This window comes from Pinibacter aurantiacus, from assembly GCF_019130065.1.
Classification (GTDB): domain Bacteria; phylum Bacteroidota; class Bacteroidia; order Chitinophagales; family Chitinophagaceae; genus Pinibacter; species Pinibacter aurantiacus.
In genome coordinates this window covers 136,914-157,671 of the sequence record NZ_JAHSPG010000008.1, presented here as the reverse complement: position 1 = coordinate 157,671, position 20,758 = coordinate 136,914, and the positions used below count along the sequence as shown (strand labels likewise).

At 40.5% G+C, this 20,758-nt stretch carries 20 protein-coding genes; 8 read left to right on the top strand and 12 right to left on the bottom strand.

Translation table 11 applies throughout. From position 1 onward, the window contains the following. Nucleotides 1-45: 45 nt before the first annotated feature. The 8 genes from hemL to hemA form a co-directional block, all read right to left on the bottom strand. Nucleotides 46-1,338, bottom strand: a complete 1,293-nt coding sequence (gene hemL / locus KTO63_RS11735; protein ID WP_217791479.1) for a glutamate-1-semialdehyde 2,1-aminomutase — start codon at nucleotides 1,336-1,338, stop codon at nucleotides 46-48. A 106-nt stretch (nucleotides 1,339-1,444) separates the two neighbouring features. Continuing rightward, a complete protein-coding gene (locus tag KTO63_RS11730) occupies nucleotides 1,445-1,747 on the bottom strand; it encodes a YciI family protein (protein ID WP_217791478.1) in 303 nt (100 codons plus the stop codon). A gap of 187 nt (nucleotides 1,748-1,934) precedes the next feature. Beyond that, on the bottom strand, nucleotides 1,935-2,912 hold the full coding sequence (hemB, locus tag KTO63_RS11725; protein ID WP_217791477.1) for a porphobilinogen synthase: 978 nt from the start codon (nucleotides 2,910-2,912) through the stop codon (nucleotides 1,935-1,937). Nucleotides 2,913-3,065: 153 nt separating this feature from the next. Continuing rightward, nucleotides 3,066-4,013, bottom strand: a complete 948-nt coding sequence (hemF, locus tag KTO63_RS11720) for an oxygen-dependent coproporphyrinogen oxidase (RefSeq protein ID WP_217791476.1) — start codon at nucleotides 4,011-4,013, stop codon at nucleotides 3,066-3,068. Between the two features lie 197 nt (nucleotides 4,014-4,210). Further along, nucleotides 4,211-5,218 carry an alpha/beta fold hydrolase gene (locus KTO63_RS11715; RefSeq protein ID WP_217791475.1) on the bottom strand — a complete coding sequence of 336 codons (1,008 nt, stop codon included), beginning with the start codon at nucleotides 5,216-5,218 and terminating at the stop codon, nucleotides 4,211-4,213. A 165-nt stretch (nucleotides 5,219-5,383) separates the two neighbouring features. Next, the gene (hemE, locus tag KTO63_RS11710) at nucleotides 5,384-6,409 is read right to left on the bottom strand and encodes a uroporphyrinogen decarboxylase (RefSeq protein ID WP_217791474.1); all 1,026 of its coding nucleotides are present in this window, start codon (nucleotides 6,407-6,409) and stop codon (nucleotides 5,384-5,386) included. Between the two features lie 126 nt (nucleotides 6,410-6,535). Beyond that, on the bottom strand, nucleotides 6,536-7,456 hold the full coding sequence (gene hemC / locus KTO63_RS11705; RefSeq protein ID WP_217791473.1) for a hydroxymethylbilane synthase: 921 nt from the start codon (nucleotides 7,454-7,456) through the stop codon (nucleotides 6,536-6,538). A gap of 6 nt (nucleotides 7,457-7,462) precedes the next feature. Further along, nucleotides 7,463-8,701, bottom strand: coding sequence for a glutamyl-tRNA reductase (gene hemA / locus KTO63_RS11700; RefSeq protein WP_217791472.1), 1,239 nt, complete (start codon nucleotides 8,699-8,701; stop codon nucleotides 7,463-7,465). Nucleotides 8,702-8,950: 249 nt separating this feature from the next. Here hemA and hemH point away from each other — a divergent pair, with 249 nt between their 5' ends. The 5 genes from hemH (at nucleotide 8,951) to KTO63_RS11675 (ending at nucleotide 13,720) form a co-directional block, all read left to right on the top strand. Beyond that, nucleotides 8,951-9,994 carry a ferrochelatase gene (hemH, locus tag KTO63_RS11695; protein WP_217791471.1) on the top strand — a complete coding sequence of 348 codons (1,044 nt, stop codon included), beginning with the start codon at nucleotides 8,951-8,953 and terminating at the stop codon, nucleotides 9,992-9,994. A 95-nt stretch (nucleotides 9,995-10,089) separates the two neighbouring features. Next, the gene (locus KTO63_RS11690) at nucleotides 10,090-10,734 is read left to right on the top strand and encodes a hypothetical protein (protein WP_217791470.1); all 645 of its coding nucleotides are present in this window, start codon (nucleotides 10,090-10,092) and stop codon (nucleotides 10,732-10,734) included. A gap of 199 nt (nucleotides 10,735-10,933) precedes the next feature. After that, on the top strand, nucleotides 10,934-11,980 hold the full coding sequence (locus KTO63_RS11685) for a hypothetical protein (RefSeq protein WP_217791469.1): 1,047 nt from the start codon (nucleotides 10,934-10,936) through the stop codon (nucleotides 11,978-11,980). Nucleotides 11,981-12,120: 140 nt separating this feature from the next. Continuing rightward, nucleotides 12,121-12,768 (top strand): hypothetical protein, encoded by a 648-nt coding sequence (locus tag KTO63_RS11680; protein ID WP_217791468.1) that lies wholly within the window; start codon nucleotides 12,121-12,123, stop codon nucleotides 12,766-12,768. A 292-nt stretch (nucleotides 12,769-13,060) separates the two neighbouring features. Then, a complete protein-coding gene (locus KTO63_RS11675) occupies nucleotides 13,061-13,720 on the top strand; it encodes a hypothetical protein (RefSeq protein WP_217791467.1) in 660 nt (219 codons plus the stop codon). Nucleotides 13,721-13,799: 79 nt separating this feature from the next. On the opposite strand, the gene rpiB is transcribed toward KTO63_RS11675, so the two are convergent. The 4 genes from rpiB to gmk all read right to left on the bottom strand — a co-directional run bounded on the left by rpiB (nucleotide 13,800) and on the right by gmk (nucleotide 17,232). Continuing rightward, nucleotides 13,800-14,249 carry a ribose 5-phosphate isomerase B gene (rpiB, locus tag KTO63_RS11670; protein WP_217791466.1) on the bottom strand — a complete coding sequence of 150 codons (450 nt, stop codon included), beginning with the start codon at nucleotides 14,247-14,249 and terminating at the stop codon, nucleotides 13,800-13,802. A 63-nt stretch (nucleotides 14,250-14,312) separates the two neighbouring features. Then, the gene (tatC, locus tag KTO63_RS11665) at nucleotides 14,313-15,164 is read right to left on the bottom strand and encodes a twin-arginine translocase subunit TatC (RefSeq protein ID WP_217791465.1); all 852 of its coding nucleotides are present in this window, start codon (nucleotides 15,162-15,164) and stop codon (nucleotides 14,313-14,315) included. A gap of 161 nt (nucleotides 15,165-15,325) precedes the next feature. Continuing rightward, on the bottom strand, nucleotides 15,326-16,609 hold the full coding sequence (locus tag KTO63_RS11660; RefSeq protein WP_217791464.1) for a hemolysin family protein: 1,284 nt from the start codon (nucleotides 16,607-16,609) through the stop codon (nucleotides 15,326-15,328). A 41-nt stretch (nucleotides 16,610-16,650) separates the two neighbouring features. Continuing rightward, on the bottom strand, nucleotides 16,651-17,232 hold the full coding sequence (gmk, locus tag KTO63_RS11655) for a guanylate kinase (RefSeq protein WP_217791463.1): 582 nt from the start codon (nucleotides 17,230-17,232) through the stop codon (nucleotides 16,651-16,653). Between the two features lie 200 nt (nucleotides 17,233-17,432). Here gmk and KTO63_RS11650 point away from each other — a divergent pair, with 200 nt between their 5' ends. The 3 genes from KTO63_RS11650 (at nucleotide 17,433) to KTO63_RS11640 (ending at nucleotide 20,742) form a co-directional block, all read left to right on the top strand. Further along, nucleotides 17,433-18,254, top strand: a complete 822-nt coding sequence (locus tag KTO63_RS11650; protein ID WP_217791462.1) for an alpha/beta fold hydrolase — start codon at nucleotides 17,433-17,435, stop codon at nucleotides 18,252-18,254. A gap of 163 nt (nucleotides 18,255-18,417) precedes the next feature. Next, complete coding sequence (locus KTO63_RS11645; protein ID WP_217791461.1) at nucleotides 18,418-19,557, top strand: glycosyltransferase; 1,140 nt, start codon at nucleotides 18,418-18,420, stop codon at nucleotides 19,555-19,557. 99 nt (nucleotides 19,558-19,656) lie between these two features. After that, nucleotides 19,657-20,742 (top strand): ABC transporter permease, encoded by a 1,086-nt coding sequence (locus KTO63_RS11640; protein ID WP_217791460.1) that lies wholly within the window; start codon nucleotides 19,657-19,659, stop codon nucleotides 20,740-20,742. Nucleotides 20,743-20,758: the final 16 nt, after the last annotated feature.

Below are 20,758 nucleotides of genomic sequence, written 5' to 3'. Positions count from 1 at the left end.
TAGTGCAAAATCGAAAATGGAACACTCAGTTATTCAGTCATTCAGTTATTCAGTTATTTCTTTAAGACTCTCTTTTGAGGCTTGGATAGTTCTATCCAAATCTTCCTTCGTCAACGCGTTGTTCAGGAACCAGCTTTCAAATGCGGAAGGTGGTAAATAGACGCCGCGTTTAAGCATTGCATGGAAATATTTTTTGAAAAGATCATTGTTTGCAGCGGCAGCACTTGCAAAATCAGTTACAGGCTTGTCGCTGAAATGTATGCTGATCATGGAGCCCAACTGATTGATCACATAAGGCTTGCCCCAGGCTTTCAATACTTCGTTTAAGCCATCACGTAAGTAGACTGTTTTTTCATCCAGCTCTTTATAAATGGAAGGATTTGTATTCAATTCATTCAACAAAGTATAACCCGCGATCATTGCAATTGGGTTACCGCTTAAAGTGCCTGCCTGGTAAACATTTCCAAGAGGAGCAACCACTTCCATGATTTGTCTCTTGCCTCCAAATGCGCCCACTGGCATTCCGGCACCAATTACTTTACCGTAGGTTACAAGATCTGCGGCAATGCCTAGCTTCTCCTGCGCTCCGCCGGGAGCGAGACGAAATCCGTTCATCACTTCATCAAAGATCAACACGATATTTTCTGCATCGCACAATTTGCGTAGGCCTTCAATGAATCCTTTTTCTGGCAAAATGCACCCCATGTTTCCGGCAACCGGCTCGATGATGATGGCGGCAACTTCATTCTTATTTTCTGCAACTAATCTTTCAACTGCCTGCAAGTCATTGTAGGCACAAGTAAGTGTATCATTGGTTACACCTGCTGTTACACCGGGAACTGTTTGTATGTTGAACGTAGCAACACCGCTTCCTGCTTTCACAAGAAAGCTGTCTGCATGGCCATGATAACATCCTTCAAATTTTATGATCTTGTTTTTTCCAGTATAGCCTCTCGCAACGCGGATCGCACTCATGCACGCTTCCGTGCCGCTGCTTACCATGCGTATCAGATCTACGTTTGGCACCATCGCTTTTATAAGCTCTGCCATTTTTATTTCAAGTTCTGTAGGTGCCCCGTAAGAAGTTGAAAAAACGGCTTGCTCTTGTATTGCTTTTACCACAGGTTCATAAGCGTGTCCCAAAATCATCGGCCCCCATGATGCGATGTAGTCGATGTATTGATTACCGTCTTCATCGTACAGGTAAGCGCCTTTTGCATTCTTAATGAACAGCGGTGTGCCGCCTACGCTTTTGAATGCACGAACCGGTGAGTTTACACCTCCCGGAATTGATTGTTGTGCACGCTCAAATAATTCTATGCTGCGAGTATAAGACATCAGTTATAGTATTTAGTTCCAAATGTAATTCAGGAGCTGAGCTTCCCGAAAAACAATTAATAATTAATAAAGAATAATTAACAGGCGCCGCAGCACAAGTTGAAAATTAATGCAGGTAATCATCGGCATCAATCATAGCAAACTTTTTCGTTTTCCTTGTTGCCTTGAATTCGATGATGCGATACGTGGCCATTTTATTTTGATAAAACGGATCTTCTGCTACGATCTTCTCGATCTCTTTTCTTGAAGAAGCGAGCGCCAGTATAACGCCACCATCGCGAGGCTCCTTTCTGCCTGAGGCAAAAAAATGACCCGATTCATAATACTTTTCAAGGTAAGCCATATGTGGCGCTAAGGCGGCGTCAATTTGAGCAGGCGGAACGTTGTAAGTTAATTCGATGATGAACATAAAGAAAGTTTTGAGTTTTGAGTAATGCTTGCCCGACTTGTCATCAGGCGGGAGTTTTGAGTTGGGGTTTACAACTCAAAAAGCTGATTCTATATTACAGTTGACGCAATGTAATGGTTTTCAAAAATTGGTTTTCTGACATTGATCAGTAATGGTGACCTACATTTCACTCATAACTCAAAACTCACTACTTATTCAACAGCTTCGCCGCGTCTTTCGCAAAATACGTTGCGATCAAATCGGCACCGGCTCTTTTGATAGAAGTTAAGCTTTCCAGAATGGCTTTCTCTTCATTCAACCAGCCGCGTTCTGCCGCAGCTTTGATCATTGCGTATTCACCACTTACATGATAAGCGCTTACCGGAACGTCAACTGCATTTTTGATTTCGCGAATAATATCAAGATAGGCCATCGCCGGTTTTACCATTACAATATCGGCGCCTTCTTCAATATCGATCATTGTTTCTCTGATCGCTTCTTTTCTGTTGGCGTAATCCATTTGGTACGTTTTCTTATCACCAAATCCCGGCGCACTGTCCAGCGCATCGCGGAAGGGACCATAGAAACATGAAGCATATTTTGCACTGTAACTCATGATGCCTGTTTTAGTGTAGTCATGATGTTCCAGAATTTTTCTGATAATGCCAATGCGGCCATCCATCATGTCACTTGGTGCTACAAAATCTGCGCCTGCCTGAGCATGACTAAGACTCATTTTTGCCAAAGCCTCAACGGTTGGGTCATTTACGATCTCGCCATTTTCAACAATACCGTCATGGCCGTAGATAGAATATGGATCAAGCGCAACATCTGTCATTACAATCATTTCAGGAATGGCATTCTTGATTGCTTTGATCGTTCTTTGCATTAAACCATCGGGGTTCCATGCTTCTTTACCAGTGTTATCTTTTAATTCATCTTTACATTTGATGAACAACAACACGCTCTTTATACCAAGGCTCCAAAGCTCTTTTACTTCTTTAGTTGTAAGATCAATGCTTCTTCTGTAGTAGTTTGACATTGATGCAATTTCCACTTCTACTCCTTCTCCCTCATCTACAAAAAGTGGCGCAATAAAATCGTTCGGCGTCAAAGTAGTTTCCGCTACTAAATTTCTGATCGATGCGTTTGTTCTTAAGATTCTGTTTCTGCGGACTAAATACATATTGGTCTAATTTTCTGATTTCGTTTTTTGCTCTGCGAGGCTTCTAGCCTCGCAGCTATATTCTGTTGCCTCCGGCAACATTTTATCGCCAAAGGCGAGACAATCGTGCTGCAAGGCTACAAGCCTTGCAGAGCCAAACTTCGCGCATCTCGCCTACACCCAGTCTCTGGGCTGCAAGCATGCTTGCAACAACTTATCTTCTTCGCTTCCGGCCACTGGTTGATAGTTGTATTCAAATCTAACTGTTGGCGGAAGGCTCATTAAAATGCTTTCTATGCGGCCATTTGTTTTAAGGCCAAAGATGGTGCCTCTGTCATGCACAAGATTGAACTCTACATAGCGCCCTCTTCTTATTTCCTGCCAGTGCTTTTGCTCTGCAGTATATGGAAGATCTTTTCTTTTTTCTACGATTGGAATGTATGCCTGTGTAAATGCATAACCACAACTCTTTCCAAAGTTCACCCAGAAGGCTACATCCTTTTCTGCTGATGCTTTTTGATGATCGTAGAAGATGCCTCCAATGCCTCTTCTTTCATTATTGCGGTGATAATTCACAAAGTAATCATCACATTCTTTTTTGAAGTTCTTGTAAAAATGTATGTCATAGTCGTCGCACACATCTTTGTATGTTTTGTGAAAATGCTTGGCGTCTTCCTCGAATAAATAGTAGGGAGTAAGGTCGGTACCGCCACCAAACCATCTGTCAACTACATTGTCGTCTTTGTCATACAACTCAAACATTCTGTAATTGCAATGAACAGTAGGTACAAATGGACTAATTGGATGGATCACCAAAGAAAGGCCGCAGGCAAACCATTTCTCTCCTTCAATTCTCAATTGCTTGCGCATGATGTCCGTTACTTCTCCAAAAACAACAGAGGTGTTCACGCCGCCTTTTTCAAACACGTTACCATTGGCGATTACGCGGGTTCTGCCGCCACCGCCTTCAGGTCTTTCCCATTTGTCTTCAACAAAAACAGCCTTGCCATCAACCGCTTCCAATGCTTTGCAAATGTGATCCTGCAGCTGATGGATAAAGTTGATCCAGGTTTCCTTCACCTGATTTTCCGCAAGTCCTGTTACTGTTGTTGAAGTGGCCATATATGAGTTTTAGACAAAGCTGAAATTGATGTGCAAGATTACGACTGATCTGCATCAGTTTCCAAATCGCTGACAAAAAAATGACGGAAGAGAGACTGAATAATTGAATAACTGAGTAACTGAATAACTGAGCGTTTGAAAGTCAAAAAGACTTCCCGAATATGAACATTCAGTTATTCAGTTACTCAGTTATTCAGTCATTTCAAAAACTCCAGTAACGGCTCGATAAACCTCTCGAACGCTTCGATATGCGGTAAATGTCCTACACCTTCGAGTTCTACGAGCTTCGAGCTTGATATCTTTTGTTGGGTTATTTTGCCAAGTTCGGAGTAGTTGCCGAGTGTTTTTCTAACGTCCTCGCTCACAAGATTTTTACCTAAAGCGGTTTTATCCAGCAAGCCAATGATCAGCAATGTTGGTGCCTTTATGTTTTGAAATTCATAGCAAACCGGTTGAGTGAAGATCATATCGTAAGTAAGGGCGGAATTCCACGCTACTATTGAATAATTGGGGTTCTTCGTCCAGCCGGCGGGAATAATAACCCATTCGTCATATTCCGGTTTCCACGTGCCATGATAATAACTTTGCATCTGGTATTTTTTCACCGAATCGTAGTTCTGCTTCATCTCATTCGCATACCATTTTTCAACAGATTGATAAGGCACTTTTACCTTCCAGTCTTCCAGGCCAATAGGATCTTCCAGTATAAATTTCTCCACCATTTCCGGATACATCAATGCAAATCTTGTAGCTACCATTCCACCCATCGAATGTCCGAGCACACAAACTTTTTTAATGCCAAGCGTATCTAAAATAGCTTTCGTGTTCTGCGCCAGCAACTGAAAAGTGTATTGAATGGCATGGGGTTTTGAAGATTTTCCAAATCCAATCTGATCCGGCATTATCACTCTGTAGCCCTTTGCTGTTAATGCTTTGGCGGTTTCTCTCCAGTAAGCCCCGCTGAAATTTTTTCCATGCAAAAGCACAACAACGTGTCCGTTCGCCTTATCTGGCTGCACGTCCATGTATGCCATTCGCAGCCTTTCTTTTTGAATTTCGAGCGAGATATAATGTACGGCAAACGGATACTCATAGTTTGCCAAAATCGTGTCCAGCACAGGAATTGCCGGAGATTGCGCCTTTGAAGTAACTAGTGTAATGCTAAATGCAAAAACCAGAAGTACTCGCAAAAATTTCATTTCCATTGTAGCTGATTTTAGTGAGGTGAACACTAAAGGCATGCCCGGCGGCGGAGCTGCTGAATAATTGAATAACTGAATAACTGAATAACTGAGTGCTTGAAAGTCAGAAAGACTTCTCGCACATGAACATTCAATTATTCAATTATTCAGTTATTCAGTTATTTTCTTCTACCAAGTGAACCCTTTCACCGTATCCACAAACGCTCTCGCGTGATCCACCGGAATGTTTGGCAAAATACCGTGACCGAGGTTAGCAATATGTCTGCCCGGACCAAAGCCTTTAAGCATCTCTTTTACTTCTTTCTCGATTACAGGAATAGGAGACATTAATTTAGCGGGATCGAAATTTCCCTGCAGGGTTACGTTGTTGCCGGCCATTTGCCTGGCAAGTTGCGGTGTAATGCACCAGTCAATACCAAGACCATGTGCGCCTGTAGCAGCCATACCTTCCAGTGAATGCCATGCACCTTTTGCGAAGATGATGGTAGGCACTTCGTCTTTCAATGCAGCTACAATCTGGCGAATATATTTAAGAGAGAAGTTTTCAAAGTCTGCAGGGCTCAACAAACCACCCCAGCTGTCGAATATTTGTACAACATCTGCACCGGCTTTCACTTGCCCTTTCAGGTAAGCGATGGTTGTATCGGTGATCATTTGCAACAATTGATGTGCAAGTCCGGGTTGTGTATAACAGAACATTTTTGCCTCATCAAAAGTCTTGGAGCCTTTTCCCTGCACCATGTAGCAAAGCAAGGTCCACGGCGCACCGGCAAAACCAATCAAGGGAACGCGGCCATTCAATTGTTGTTTGATCAGTTTGATCGCATCAAACACATAGCCCAACGTTTCTTCCACTTCCGGTACACGAACACGTTTAAGATCGGCAGTAGTTTTAATAGGCTCAGGCAAATTAGGACCTTTGCTTTCGATCAATTCTACTTCCAGGCCCATTGCTTGTGGTACCACAAGAATGTCTGAAAACAAAATAGCGGCATCAACGCCCACGATGTCTACCGGTTGCAATGTTATTTCGGCGGCCAGTTCAGGAGTTTGGCAACGTTCGAAGAAACCATATTTTGCACGCAGTGCCATGTATTCAGGCAAATAGCGTCCTGCCTGGCGCATCATCCAAACTGGTGTTCTTTCTGTCTTTTCTCCGCGAAGTGCTCTAATGATCAGGTCGTTTTGTAACATTACTATTTAGCAATTAATAATTAATAATGAATAATTATAGGGTGAGTTTCAATTAAGAATCAGGAATTAAGAATTCATTCTGTGTGGCCTCAAGACTGTTTGCACGCGAATTCTATTTTCTAATTTCTAACTTCTGATTCCCAGCCTTGCAACGATGTCTGCCGCGCCTTTTTTCAGGATTTCTTCGGCAGCAGTTACGCCAAGGTCAGCATTGTCAACAGTTGCTTGTTTTTCCACTTCTACTTTGGCGCTTCCATCGGTGGCAACAATATTTCCTTTGAAAACAACTTTGCCATTTTCAATTTGTGCCAACGCGCTGATTGGTGTGGAGCAACCGCCCATTAAGGTTTTCAGGAAATCTCTTTCAATCTTCACGCACAGTGCTGTGTCCTCGTCATTGAAATTTCTGCAAGCCTCCCATGATTCTCTGTCGTTGTTGCGGCAAACCACCATGATGGCACCTTGTGCTGGTGCAGGAAGCATCCAGTCGAGTTCAAATGAATTTTCCGGGCGAAGATTAATTCTTTCCAAACCTGCCGCTGCGAAAATAGCGCCCGTCCAGTTGCTGTCGGCCACTTTTTGCAAACGTGTGTTTACGTTTCCGCGGAGGTTTTCTATTGTATGAGTTGGATAACGATGCAGCCACTGCGCCTTTCTGCGAATGCTGCTCGTTGCGATGATTACTTGTGATTGGGGATCGGAAATTTTTGCGTCAAAATCTCCTTTGTGCACGAACAGATCTTTGTAAGAAGCACGTTTTAAAACGGCTGATTGCACGATGCCTTCAGGTAATTGTGTCGGCACGTCTTTCATGGAGTGAACCGCTATATCTATTTTGTTGCTGAGCAATGCAATGTCGAGGCTTCTTGTAAAAACACCCTGCACGCCCATGGCATACAGTGGAGTTTGAAGGTCAATATCGCCTTCACTTTTTATGTAAACCAGTTCTGCGGTGTAACCGTTTTGCTGTAGTAGCTGTTGTACTTGTGTAGCTTGCCAAACTGCTAACTGACTTTCCCTTGTTCCGATTCGTAATGTTCTGTGCATGATATTTTAGTTGGCCTTGCTGTATTCCATGTAATCGTTAAGCGCTTCGAGGTACTGGCAACCGTATTGGTTTTGCTGGCGCATTTTCAAAGCCATTCCATTGATAACTTTTTGAATTCTATCGTCCTCCGTTTCTGCAGGGATATAACCATGTGCGGCTTGCAGATATAGATTGCATGAATGAATGGATTTCAATCTTGTTTTCAAAGATTTCAGGAATGGAACATGTTTTCTTAAAGCGTACCATTCCATAAGTTCTTCAATGTGTTCTGCGATGATCTCTTTCGCTCTTGGTACTTCCGCTTCTCTTTTTTGAAGCGTTTCGTCTTTCAGTTTCGAAAGTTCATCAACATTCACGAGTTGAACGTTTTCCAGCTCGGCGGCGGTTGCTTCAACATTGTAAGGGATAGAAAGATCGATGATCAGTTTATCGCCTGTATTTTCAAGATGCGATTTTAATATTGTTGGCTTAGGAGAATTCGTTGCTACCAAAATGATTTCTGCCGCTTCAATGTTTTCTTTCAAGTCGCTCAATGGCGCAGAAGCCAATCCTAATTCTTTTGCAAGAGCATCAGCTTTCTCTTGCGTTCTGTTAATCAGCGTAATGTTGTGCGTATCCAGGTAGTCGATAAGGTTTTTGCAGGTGTTTTTGCCTATTTTGCCTGTTCCGAGCAATAATATTTTTTTACCAAGGATTGATGGATAAAATTCCTTGATGTATTGGATAGCAGCGAATGATACAGAAACAGTGCCGCCGCTAATTTGTGTTTGATTCTTGATGCCTTTGGAAGCCTGTAGGGCCGAGTTCACTACTCTTTCCAGGAAAGAGCCGATAAAACCTTTCTCACGGGCATGTTTCACGGCATTTTTTAGCTGACCAACAATTTCATAGTCGCCCAAAATTTGTGAATCAAGCCCTGCAGCCACGCTGTAGACGTGCTCAACAGCGGTTTGTCCGTTCTTGATGTAAGCAAGATTTTTGAAAGTGCTGATGTCTCCAGCGGTAACGGTACACAACAGGGCGATCATTTGATCGGCACATCCAGCAAAACCATAAATTTCAGTTCTGTTGCAAGTGGAAAGAACAAATAACTCGTCTAGTGCAAAATCGCCGGCCTTTGTAAGGATTTCGGAGTATTGATCGGTATTAACTGCAAAATTGCCACGAATTGCCGCATCTGTTTTGCGGTAATTGATGCCAATTACATAAAAATCCGATATACTTTTGGTGCTTTGTGCCTGCATGAACAGTTTATTCTTTAGAGGAACGTTGGGACAAAATTAACAGAGGGTGCCCGAAATGTAGAATTATCGTGTCATTGTAGTGTCATTTTAAAAGATGATTTTAATCAGGATGCAACCTGCGTGTACTAATTGAAGTTTTCCGTGTATGAATTGCTCGTCATATTTTTAAAGTTCTTAATACCTAATTTGCGAAATAATATTTTTTACAATTGTTAGGTAACTGAAAAAGCGATTCTAATTTTGCAAACTATGAAGGCAACTACCAAACGCGGCATTGTTCTAATGAATTTGGGTTCTCCGGACTCTACTGAGGTTAAAGATGTAAAGAAATACCTGAACGAGTTTTTGATGGATGAAAGAGTGATCGACAGTCCTTACCTGCTAAGGCTACTGTTGGTACGTGGTATGATCGTTCCTTTCAGGGCCGCAAAATCTGCTCATGCTTATCAAACAGTTTGGACGAAAGAAGGTTCACCCCTGATCGTAATTAGCAAACATTTGCAGGAAGCATTGCAGGAACAGGTTGACGAACCTGTTGAAATTGCCATGCGTTATGGCAATCCTTCACCTAAAGCAGCATTCGATAGCTTGCTTAAGCAAATACCAGATATTGAAGAAGTGGTTGCCGTTCCTTTGTATCCGCATTATGCCATGAGCAGTTATGAAACCGCTGTTGAGTATGCAAAGGAAATTCATGCGAAACATAAATATCCTTTCAAGCTTACGATCATTCCGCCTTACTATAACAACGAAGATTATATCAATGCCCTTGCAGAAAGTATGAAGCCTTTCCTGCAGCAAGACTATGATCAGATCTTGTTCAGCTATCACGGTGTGCCTGAAAGACACATTTTAAAAGGTGACATCACTGGTCACCATTGCCTTCAAGTGGCAGATTGCTGTAATGTAGATTCTCCCGCACACAAACAATGTTACAAACACCAGTGCACGCGCACCACTCAGTTGGTGGCAGAAAAATTAGGCTTGCCAAAAGATAAATTCAGTTTGTCTTTTCAATCGAGACTGGGAAGAAGCGAATGGCTAAAACCTTACACTGCAGTGCGTCTGTCAGAGCTGCCCAAAGAAGGAATTAAAAAAGTGCTCGTTGTTTGTCCTGCCTTTGTTAGCGATTGTCTTGAAACATTGGAAGAGATTGCCATGGGCGGTAAAGAAATTTTCATGGAAGCTGGTGGCGAGTCGTTTACAATGATTCCTTGCCTGAATGTAAATCCGCTGTGGGTGAAGGCGCTGGCGAAGTGGGTGGATCACACTCATCCAGTTCTTTCAGTTTAGTTTCGGTGCTTTTATTCAACTTTAATAACCCTATTGTTGCCACATCGTCATTCGTAAACGTTGTGTGCTACAGCATATAACCCAACCCGTCGATTATGAAATATATAGTTTTCGCGATTGTTATTTTATCGCTTTCTTGTAAAAAACAATCCGAAGTAGTAGTTAACTATCCACAGAGGCTTTACGTAACCGAAATTTCGAGTAAACAGAATGTGCGTTTATTTACAAACAAGTCTGAGATAAAATCTTCTTCGGTAATCAATAGCTTTATTGGTGATAATTCAAACTTTCAGATAATAGCCGCTAATCAGATAACTCCTAATACCGACTATATCGATTTTTTATCCAGTGACACCGCAATGTTTTCCACTTCGGACTATGTAAAGTACGATGTTACAAAATCTGGAGATCAATTTATTCTCAAATCACAAATTGGTTTTCCATATTCAGATAACGTAATGAGGAACATAGTGAGAAGCATAATGAAGCATCCTGCTCAAGAAGTAAAGGGTCCTCCAGGCATGCCAACCAGCGGCTTCGAATATGCGACATCAATAGGCTATGGAAATTATTCAAACTTTGAACTTTGTTGGCTAGCTTATAAAATAGTAAAACACCCAACAAATGGGAACTATCTGGCAACCGGAATGCTGCAAAATGAGTTTAACGAAAATGTCATTTCAACTTTAGGTGCAACCGATACTTTAGCAATTCAGGAATGTAGATTGTTGTTTAAATAACAGAGCGGATATTAATACACACAACACAGGCAATGGTGTTAAAGAAATTATTATGGACGTTTGAATGTAAATCCGTTGTGGGTGAAGGCGTTGGCGAAAAGGGTTGATGCAACGCATCTTTGGTTTTTCCAATCTAATGCTTTTATTCAACTTTAACAATTCCGTTGTCGCCATATCGCCAATGTGAAGCCACTATGAAATGACACAGCATTCACTTACAGTAGGACAATTACTTGACGCACTAAAGATTGAGATTTTTGACAAAAGCCCTCAAAACGATTTCCAACGAAAATGCTTGGAAAGAGAAACTTCGCTTAAGCACTACATAGATGTTTGTGGAATTATTGTTCATCAATTAGTCGAAATGCCAGGCCTCTCACATAGGAACATTAGTCATTGGAAAAAGGCTAAAGCGAAAGAGTGTATCGAAAATTTAGTCAATTACACCGAAGAATTAATTAATGAATTGGATAGAAAGAAAATTGAAAATTATTGCAGAAGAATTACAAGTTCATTTTTACCATTCAGCCGAAACGTTTTTGAACCCGATATAACCTTACTGACGCTCAACTCATACTATGGAGTAATTTTGACCGATGTTTACTGGATTCCAGATTTGACAATTTATGAGGCAATGCAAATTGCGGGAGGAAACCTGAAAGTTGAAGAACTTGGAAAAAGAACGCCATCAAAAAAATCACAAATCAATCAACTTTTAAAAAACAATCCAAAGATTTTCCAGATATATAGGTCACACCTAAACACTATTGATGAGGCTTTTAAATGCTACGACAAAAATATCAATAAAGCTTTTAATCTTTTACTTTTAACAAGCATTGAAGGACTTACCCGTCAATTAGGCCAATATCTTGTTTCTAAACAAAATCTAGATGTCAATGTACATTCAGACAAATACAATTCTCTTGACGCTTTTCTAAGAAAAATTCCTTGGAAAGAGGAAATTAAAATTTCAAAAACGAGACTGGCACTGTTGACAAGCCATTATAAAAGCATTAATTACAATGACCCACTTGTCGACCTTCCGAAACCATTTGAAGAGGTATTCATTAATTTAAAAACAAGACTCGATTTTTTAAGGCGTAGGTTTAAAGAAAACAGAGACCTGGTTTTGCATGGCCAGGAAACAGATTATGACAAACCCTATAATGGATATATAAATTCATCAGCACTATATGAAGTTCTCGAAACTATTCTGAAATGCCATAAGATTCACGAGAACAAATAACAGCCCACAACGCAGTGTTGGGTACTTCGTTTTTCATGCAGCACATTTGTTTTGCAGACTTAACACGGTTTCCATCACATCTCCAATTCAAGAATGGTAATTGCAAATTTTCGAACACAGTAAAACCAAAGTTTTTCGTAATGACAACCCACTTAATAAAAATGTTTTTAAAGTTTGGACAAGAAAAGCACATTAGGGACTTGTATCAAAATGGAACAATTTTTATGAATTCAATAGAATATTTTAGAAAATTAGAGGATGACGGATTAAGAGGTGACAGCTACGAAGGCATAAAAAGAATAAAAAACTATCCCGCAGGACAATTTGAAATTCAATCCTTAAACTTTAAAGGGAATTATCTATCATTACAAGTTAGAGAAGCATATGAGACAGTTGTAGGAAACATCTTTAGTCTCTATTGTATTTCATCTCATGGCTGGGCGAACCCAAATGACTTTAAGATCGACGAGAAAATTAAGAAATTTGGCTCCCATTGCTTATTAATCAAAGACAACCCCCAATTTTTATTTCTCATCGAGGAAAAACTTAAAGAATTAAAAGTCAAGTTCAACCATAATTTTGTTAACTACTATGATAAAGACAAGGTTGATAGAGAAATTACTCTATTCGAAAAACCACTAGAATTTGAATATCAAAAAGAATTCAGATTGTATGTTGAACAAAAATTAGCCCAACCTTTTATTTTTAAAATCGGCAACTTGGCAGACGTAGCAGAAATTTACAATTCCAAAGATATTGTTGACTCTTTACGCCTTACAAATTCTTAAACCCACACTTTTTGTTGTCGTTTACATCATGTGTTCATCATACGTCTCAAACCGGATAAACACCTATTTTCATTTCCACGTCATAAGTATTAATACGTTTCATAGAACTCTTTTCAACCCAACCGCTCCGCTTCAAAAGCAATACAGCTATACATTGGCGTTATCTTAACAACTCGAACGCAGCAATTAATATTTTCAAGTGGTCTTAGATTCTCATCACACCATTCATAAACTTTTCATTCATTGAATGGTGATGAAAATTATTTTCGCAAACCTTTAAAAAGTGAATTCTATGACAAAAATTCTATTCTCGTGTCTTGTGACTCTTTTTGCCGTTACTGCAAATGCACAAATTAATAAGGGTTCTGTTCTGTTGGGTGGAGACGTTAACTTTGGCGACTATAAAAACAGCTCCAACTATTCAAGCAATAGTTATAACGCCGGCGGTATTTCTTTATCATTTGGAAAAGCAATTAAAGAAAATAAAGTCGTGGGAATCAGCCTTGGCTTTAGTTCTTCAAAACAGATTGCCACCCCTGCAAATCCAGGCTATGATACCAGTAGTCAAAAAACCAATCGATACAATATTGGCTTCTTTTATAGAGATTATAAAAAGCTAGCTAAGGATTTCTATTTCTTTGGTCAGGCAAATGCAATCTATTCTTATTCGAACCAGAAGTATGACTACAATATCAACAAAGCAGATAGCTATAAGGTAGTGCAAAATGGAGGTGGCGTTTCTATTGCTCCGGGTATCGCATATAAAGTTTTCAAAAAAATGTTCGTCGAGCTGTCTCTGAATAATTTGGTATATGCCAGTTATTCGGCCTCGAACACAACTTATGAATCTTCTGATAAAAAGCTGAAGGGCCACGATTTTTCCATTGGAACAGCTTTCAGTAACAACACGTTCCTAAGCAATATCGGAGTTGGTTTTCGCTTTATTCTCTAATACTTCACAAACTAACAAACACAAAAAAGCCTGATAGAGTATAAAATCTATCAGGCTTTCTATTTTTCGCAAAACTATTTTAAGCGCATGCAATCTTGCCTACTCTGTTCGCGTGTCTGCCGCCTTCAAATTCAGTATTGATAAATGTTTCGATCATTTCTTTTGCAAGATCAAGGGCTACAAATCTTGCAGGAATGCAAATCATGTTTGCATCGTTGTGTTTACGCACCAGGCTCGCCACTTCATTTTCCCAGCATAAACCCGCTCGAATGTTTTGATGTTTGTTTGCGGTGATCGCTACTCCGTTGGCACTGCCGCAAAGCAAGATGCCAAACGCGGTTTCGCCTTTCTCTACACTGCTTGCTGTAGGATGCGCGAAGTCAGGATAGTCAACAGAATCCGGAGAATCTGTACCGAAGTTTTTAACGGAATAACCTTTTTCTTCCAGCCACTTAACAAGGGCTGCTTTGTATTCATAACCGGCGTGATCGCAGCCGATTGCTATTGGAAGTGATAAATTAAATGACATAAGCAACTCGAAATTTTAGATTTGAAATTTGAAATTTCATTGACTTATAACTCACAACTTTCTCTATCCCCACTCTTCCGCGTCTTTCTTCTTCTTTTCTTTAATTACTCTTGCGGCTATCCAAATACTTACTTCGTACAGGAACAGCAATGGCAATGAAGCAATTGTCATACTCACGATATCCGGAGGCGTAATAACAGCCGCAATCAACAAGATAACCACTACTGCATATTTACGGTAAGTGCGCAGGAAAGACGGCGTAACGATACCCACTTTCGCAAGAAAGTAAACCACCAATGGTAGCTGAAACACAATGCCACAGCCCAATACAAGCGACACGATATTATCTATGTAGTCGCTGATCATGAATGTATTTTGAATCAACGGGCTCAATGTATACGCAGCGAAAAAGTTTACGCTGTATGGCGCCATTAAGTAATAACCGAAAGCAATGCCCAGGAAGAAAAGCAATGATACCCAAAACACCACACCCCTTGTTTTGCTTACTTCTTTCTCAGTAAGGGCAGGTTTTACAAAGCGCCAGAACTCCCAAAAAATGTATGGAAACGCTAACACAAAACCTATTACGAATGCAATGGTGAAGCTCATCAAAAACTGGCTGCTCATTTCTGTGCTAATAAGCTTTATGTTGATGTCTTCCAGACACATGGCATTACCCATGTGCAGCGCGTGACTGGTTTCGCAGAGCCAGCGATAAGTAATGAATTCCTTGTGTGCCGGCCCCATGATGATCTGGTCAAAAAAGAAATCCATTTTCCAGTACGCAATTACGGAGCCTATGAGTACAGCAAGCAATGCGCGGAACAGATGCCCACGTAAAGCTTCAATGTGGTCAATAAATGACATTTCCGCATTGCTGCCGCTGTTATTCCTATTTAAAAAGTTAAGTGCCATAAGTTTTCAGAAAGCGGGGCAAAAGTAGTTGAAAATTGAGAGTTGAAAGTTGAAAGTTGAAAATGAGATGTTAATGAGTTAATTGAGAGTTGAAAATTGAAAGTTGAAAATTGAGGAACCCGACAGTAAGTCATTCATTTTCAACTTTCAACTTTCAATTTTCAACTATTTAGAACTTTCATTTTAACCATCTCTATGCGGGTGTCGCTTACAGACATGACGTCGAACTCATAGTTGCCTATGATAATTCTATCCTTGGCTTTTGGAATGGTTTCATGCTGCTGAATAATGTATCCGGAAAGCGTTTCAGATTCTTTCTCAGGAAATTCAAGCCCGTATTTTTCGTTGAGGTAGTCAAGTTCCAGTCTGCCAGACAAAATATATTCTTCATCGCTGAGTTTCTTTTCCTCAAATTCCTCTGTATCATACTCGTCGCGAATGTCGCCGAATATTTCTTCCAACAAGTCCTCCATGGTAACAATACCGGCAGTACCGCCAAACTCATCTACCACCCAGGCAATACTTTTTCGCTCCAACGTAAACTTATTAATGAGATCGCTTACACTCATGCTCTGTGGAACGGCAGGTATTGGGTGCAAAATAGATTTGATGTCTTGCGGCTTTTTAAAAAGATCCAACTGATGTACATAACCGACAATGTGATCAATATTCTCTTCGTAAACTACCAGTTTGCTCAGTTTGGTGGATATGAATTTCTTTTTCAGCTCGCCAATGGACAACTTGGCATCCACGCCTTCAATTTCTTTACGCGGCACTAAACATTGACGCACTTTAATATTGGGCAGCGATAATGCATTCTCAAAAAGCTCCGTATTTAGATCCGTGGATTCCATGTCCTGCTCGCCATTGTGCTGGAAAAAATAATCGAGGTCAGCACGCACAAACGCTTCTTTTCGCTCATCTACACGTATGTTGAAGAGGTATTTCAATATCCACTCAGATATGTAAATGAAGAAATTTACAAGCGGACTCAATAAAGAGTAGAAAAATTGAACGATCCGCGACACGAAGCCAGAAAGCAGCATTTCATTTTTTGATCTCCATACTGCATAAGGAAGAAAGCTTCCCAAAAGAACGATGATTATCGTTGATACCAACGTTTCGCAAAGCAATCTTACAAAGTTGACGTAGTTGCCGGGAATATGCTCTTTAATGATAAGCATGTTCCACCAGGGATCAAGCATTTCACCAATCAAAACGCCGTATACAACAAGGGAAATGTTAAGACCAATAAGCGTAGCGCCAATAAATTGAACGGGATGGTCAAAATAGGCCGAGATTATTTTTCCGCCAGTCTTCCCTTGCTTCTTTCTAAGCTCAACTGAAAGCCTGTTAAGATTTACAAAGGCAATATTAATACCCACAAAAAAACCAGTGAGTAAAATTGATACTATGATCCAGATAAAGGTGTACAGGTTAATCATGCATTACGAATGTAATAAAAATTAAACTTTATCATGTTATATTATCGTATTTCGAGAAATTTTTCAATGATTCCGGCGGCCTCGTGGCAAGCTTTTTCCAGTTTGTCATTCAGAATCACATGGTTAAAATGATGTTTGAACGAAATTTCATAAGAAGCCTTGTTAACTCTTGCCTGCAGGCTTTCTTCCGTTTCCGTTCCGCGGCTTTCGAGGCGGCGCCTTAGCTCTGCCACTCCCGGCGGTTCTATAAAAAGCGATAGTGAAGTTTGCGGGTATTGTTGCTGCACGTGAATGGCTCCTTTTACGTCTATGTCCAGCATGGGGATCTGGTCATTTGCCCAAATGCGCTCCAGTTCGCTTTTGAGTGTGCCATAGTATTTTCCTTCATACACCATTTCCCACTCTACAAATTCATTCTGGCGGATCTTGTGTTGGAAATCTTCCAGTTTCAGGAAATAATAATCAACTCCATTTTTTTCCAGTCCACGGGCACTACGTGTCGCAGCTGATATTGAAAATGCCAGCTGAGGGTATTTATGAAGCAAATAATGAGTGATCGAAGTTTTTCCCGCACCAGACGGCGCGGTAATAATGATGATCTTATTTCTGTATAATCCTGCCATTGTGCAAAGTAATAGGGAAATGGGGAAAAACAGAAATTGAGCGATGAGTTTTGCCTGCCCGACTTGTCATTCAGGCGGGACTAATGAGTTTTGAGTTTTGTCGCCTACTTTTCAAGTAATATGTAGTAAGTTGCTGCGTTATTACGGATGCACTGAGTTTCGCACCCATTACTCATAACTCATAACTTATAAGTCAAAACTTGCTCTCAAAAACCGTATCATACCTATCATCACAAATCAATTATACCATTAGTGGCAGCGGCAAAAAGTTATTGATCTGCCTGCATGGGTACGATGAGGACGCTGACACGTTTGACATTTTTTGCAAAGCTCTCGTTAATGACTACACGTCTGTTTGCATCGACATGCCGTTTCATGGAAAAACGAACTGGAATGAATCTGCCACTGCTGGTATTGGGGGAAATGATTGGGAAGAAATAATTGCCCGCATTTTACAACAGGAAAATATATCCACCACACGGTTTACGTTGCTCGGCTATAGCATGGGAGGAAGAATTGCGTTGTCATTGTTTGAACACATGCCGCAGAAAATTGAGAAACTTATTTTGCTTGCCCCGGATGGGTTCACCAACAACTTTTGGTATTGGCTGGCTACGCAAACATATTTAGGAAACAGGCTGTTTCGCTTTACAGTGCACCATCCCGCGTGGATATTGCAGTTGGCGAAATTTCTGTACACCTTCAGGATCATCAATCTCAGTGTATTGAAACTAGCCAGGCATTACCTGGAAGAAAAAGAACTGGCAGAACAATTATATGCCCGCTGGACCTGTTTCAGAAAGTCACGACCTGATTTCAATAAGATCATTCAATATGCCACCGATAATCAAATACCTGTAAGGCTTGTATTTGGCAAATTTGATCATCTTATTTTACAAAGGCACGCTACTACTTTTTGTCAATCGATGGGCAGCCTTTGCAAACTAACGGTTATAAATTCCGGACATCATTTGCTGCGCGAACAGTATGTGGAGGCTTTGACAGCGCAGCTGCACAATTAAGAATTAGGAATTAAGAATGCTTTGTGTGATACCAACCGACGAAATGTAAAGACTAAAATTGTTAATATTATGATGTTAAAACAAAATCAACAACGTAGCACTTGAAGAATTCTTAATTCTTAATTCCTAATTCTTAATTCCCAATTGCTCTTACATTTGTCTCATGATATTGTTTTTTGCAAGTCTGGCTTTACTGATACTCTATGCTTTTCTCATCGCCTTTTATGATAAGGGCTGGAGAATGCTGCCTTCTTTTGGCGAGGCTGATGTTGAGAGCTTCATCCCTTCTATAAAAATATCAGTGATCATTCCGGCGAGAAACGAAGAGCAAAACATCGGCTTATGCCTTCAATCTATTATTGCGCAAAATTATCCCGCACAACTTTTTGAGGTGATTGTAGTAAATGATCATTCAACAGATAACACTGAAAACATTATTCGAAGTTTTTCCAATCAAAATGTAAGGCTCATCAACCTTGCGGACCACGTAGAGGCAGGCTTGAATTCTTACAAAAAAAAGGCGATTGAAGTTGCCATTTCGCAGTCTTCCGGCGATCTGATTGTGACGACTGATGCCGATTGTTTTGCCGGTGCAAACTGGTTGCGAAGCATTGCCGCCTATCAGGCAAAAACAGATGCTGTATTGATTGCCGCGCCGGTTAAGATCATATTAAAGACCGGCTTGCTTTCTTTTTTTCAATCACTGGACTTTTTAATTCTGCAAGGAATTACTGGGGCATCCGTGCATCGCAGGTTCCACTCCATGTGCAACGGTGCTAACCTCGCCTATTTAAAGCGTGTATTTTACGAAGTAAATGGTTTTAAAAACGTAGACAATATTGCAAGCGGCGATGACATGTTGTTGATGCATAAGATCGTAACGGTTTATCCTGACAAATTCTTTTTTCTGAAATCACAGGAAGCAATTGTTTCTACACAACCTGCAACATCATGGAAGGAGTTTTTTAATCAACGGATACGATGGGCAAGCAAGGCCGATAAATACGATGATAAACGCATTACGAAAGTGTTGTTTCTTGTTTACTTTCTAAACTTGTTTTTACTGCTTACGCTTTTGTACACTGTTTTCAATATTGCGTTTCTATCCTATTTTATACTGCTGATCCTCACCAAAACAATTATCGAATATGCATTTGTAAGCCACGTGGCAAATTTCTTTTCACTAAATAAATTGATGTTCTATTTTCTTCCGCTGCAGCCCGTACATATTGTGTACACTGTAATTGCAGGATTTCTGGGCAAGTTCGGCAAATATGAGTGGAAGGGAAGAGTAGTGAAGTAAATGCTTGAATCATTGAATAACTGAATAATTGAAATCGCCACTTTTATCAATTATTCAATAATTCAATTATTCAGTTATTATTTTGCCTATCTTGAATGCATGTCCGCAAACGACTCTTTACAAAACATTGCATGGAAAAGACTGCGCAAAAACAAAGGCGCTGTTTTTGGACTGGTTATTATCGCGGCAGCTGTATTCATTGCCATTTTCGCATATATAATTGCGCCTGACAGTTCCCCTTATGGCAATAGGATGGTGGTTGAAATTGCTGGTCAAAAGCCTGGTTTTAAACAAAACTTTATTCTGCTTAACAATCACCGATACATTGAAAAGAAAAACATTTTCGATCGTTTCTTCTTTGGTAAAGAAGATAATGTCGACTATGTTCCTGTAGTTTCTTACACAGAACATGCAGATAGTATCGTGTATAAAAAATACATAGATGAGGGCGTATCGGAAGATATATCTGTTGCAAAAAATAATCTGTCCCAACCCATTGAATCAAATTTTGTGACGAGAAAATTCCTGCTTGGTACAGACAAATTCGGTCGCGACATACTGAGCCGTCTGATCATTGGCATACGGGTAAGCCTCGGTGTTGGATTGATTGCAGTTATCATTTCACTATCTATCGGTATTGTTGCGGGAGCTGTTGCTGGCTACTATCGTGGATGGGTAGATGATATTGTAATGTGGTTTGTGAATGTTCTTTGGAGCATTCCCACACTTTTGCTGGTATTTGCCATTACACTGCTTTTAGGAAAAGGGTTCTGGCAGGTATTTATTGCGGTTGGGTTAACCATGTGGATCAATGTGGCACGCATGGTGCGCGGACAGGTGATGAGTGTTCGTGAACTGGAATATGTGGAAGCAGGAAGAGCTTTAGGCTTTACAAACATGCGCATCATTTTTAAACACATTTTGCCAAATATCTGGGGGCCGATTCTGGTTGTTGCTGCATCGAATTTCGCCTCTGCAATAGTTATCGAAGCGGGTTTAAGTTTTCTTGGTGTAGGTGTACAACCTCCACAACCAAGCTGGGGATTGATGATAAAAGAAAACTACAACTTCATTATTACCCACAATCCGATGCTGGCATTGGCTCCGGGCTTTGCCATTATGCTGCTGGTACTGGCATTTAACTTACTCGGAAATGGCTTGAGAGATGCGTTGAACGTGAAGTGAGGGAAATGGCACACAG